The 2,110-nt window shown below is 58.0% G+C and carries 1 protein-coding gene; it reads left to right on the forward strand.

All coding sequences use genetic code 11. From position 1 onward, the window contains the following. Positions 1-879: 879 nt before the first annotated feature. Entirely contained in the window at positions 880-1,953 is a 1,074-nt protein-coding gene (locus VMT30_02920; protein ID HVQ43894.1) for a hypothetical protein, read from the forward strand. The last annotated feature ends 157 nt before the right edge of the window (positions 1,954-2,110 follow it).

Below are 2,110 nucleotides of genomic sequence, written 5' to 3' on the forward strand. Positions count from 1 at the left end.
CGCAGTGAGCTTGATCAAGTGTTGGGCTACTGCGGCCAGACTGATGTGCAACATCTGGAACCCGGCGTGGTCACGGTCCCATACGGCTGGGGCAACGGCAAGATGTATCCATAGGCACGCCGGTACGACTTCACCACCTGCGCATAGAGTAGTGTGGGCAGTGGCATCCACCGGGGCTTCGGCGCTGGACCTTGTGCCCGCTGGCGCTCCGGCAGCACCCAGTATCCAAAATGGCTTAACAGCGCCGTCCCATACTAGGCTGTAGAAAAGTCTAAAAGGTTGTACAATACTTCTTCGGCGCGATTGCTACCCAGGGGGATTTCTGCCCGTGTCAGTTCCCTTCACTCAAGCTCCTAATCCGTCCCCCAAGAGTTCTGCTCACCCGATGGATAGCTGGTTGCATATCGATTGGACGTGGATGATGACGGCTCAGGAACGCAAGGATTTCCGTCGAGTCCAGAAGTCTCGTGAAGTCTGGAAAAGGCGGGCGGTTCGTCGTGGCGAAGACCGCCGTCGCTTACGGGAGCGACACAAAGAAGTCGATAGCAGTCGGGAGGCTTGGCGCGAGCGTGCTCTGGCCGCCGAACATCGGACCCGCCAGCTTGAGATTGAGACCCATCAGCTCAAAAGCGCTCTGGCGCAAGCTTCTCGGCCGACCCCCATTGACACCCCCCCTTTTTTTTCAGCTATTTCGTTCTCCATCTCGTGTTGAACTGTACCCTTTCGTTCCGAGCGTCTAGCAAAGTGCTCCGTTCCTTTCAGTTGGTGGGCGCTGGCCTGCTCTTCTGGGTGCCTCACTTCACGACGAGCATTGGGTGGGCCTTACGGGTCGGCTTACATCGCTTACAACAGGCGCAGCGTCCCCTCGATGAGCAGTGGGTGTGCATCGCTGATTTTACGATTCAAATTGGCAGCAAGAAGGCCCTCATTGTGCTGCGGGTCCCGGTATCGGCCTTCAGCCTGGGCAAAGCGCTGACGCTGAAGCAGGTCGAAGTGATTGGCCTGAGCCTGGGCGAGACCTGGAACGGTGACCGGGTCAACACGGTGCTCCTGTCGCTTTTCGAGCACTGTGGGTGGCCCTCGCACGTGGTCAGTGACTGCGGCTCCGATATCAAGAAAGGCATCGTCGAGACCTTACTTGAGGCTCCCAATCGGGCGTCTTGGATCAGCGATGTGAGCCATTTTGTCGCCAACGCCTTGAAACATTACTATGCCAAGTTGACCCTCTTCGAGCAGTTTCAGAGTCTGTGCACCCGCCTTCGCCACCGGCTTCAGCAAACGCAGTTCGCCTTTTTGCTGCCTCCTAAAGCCCGAGCCAAAGGTCGATTTCTCAGTGTGAGTCGGCAGGCGCAGTGGGGGCTTCGAACGATCACGTATTTAGAGGGGAAAGAACGCGAGGATTCTCCAGAGGCTGCTGCCCTGGCTCAGGCGCTGCGAGGTCTTAAGCCGTTGAAGATGTTTCTCACCACCTTCGTGCGCAATACGACTTGCGTGAACGAGGTGATGCGGATCGTGAAAACGCAAGGGTTGAGTGCGGCGTCGATTCACGCGTGTCAGGAGCGGCTCGGCGACTTACCGGCCCGGTCGCCCATTCGGAAAGAGGTCAGCCAGTATTTGCAGCGCTCTGTGCCCGTCGTGAAGTTGAGTGACAGCCCCCTGTTGGGCTCAAGTGATGTGATCGAATCGCTCATTGGCAAGGCCAAACAGCGTCTAGAGTCCAACGGTCGTCGTGAACTGAACAAGTCCATCCTTCTGATTCCCTGTATGTGCGGTGAGCTCACCCAAGACCTCGTGGCCGAGGCGCTGGCCACGGTTCGAGTCCAAGATGTCACCAGCTGGGTGTCCGAAAATGTCGGCGACACCCTTCAAGCGAAACGCAGACGAGAGTTTCCCCGTTCTCAGGCTCAAAAGCCGGGAACAGAAATCGCCGACCCCCTTGCTGATACAGGATAAAGATGTTCTACAGCCTAGCGGGGGACCGCGCGTGTCTTAGTCTGGGTCCGGTGTCCCACAATGTTTACACTCACGAATACGCTCCCCAGGATACCGCTCCGCCTGCCACCGCGCAAAGAAGGCCTGGCTGCGCGCCGCAGCGTCCTCCAGGATGCCC

Source organism: Candidatus Saccharimonadia bacterium, assembly GCA_035544015.1.
GTDB lineage: Bacteria > Patescibacteriota > Saccharimonadia > UBA4664 > UBA4664 > UBA5169.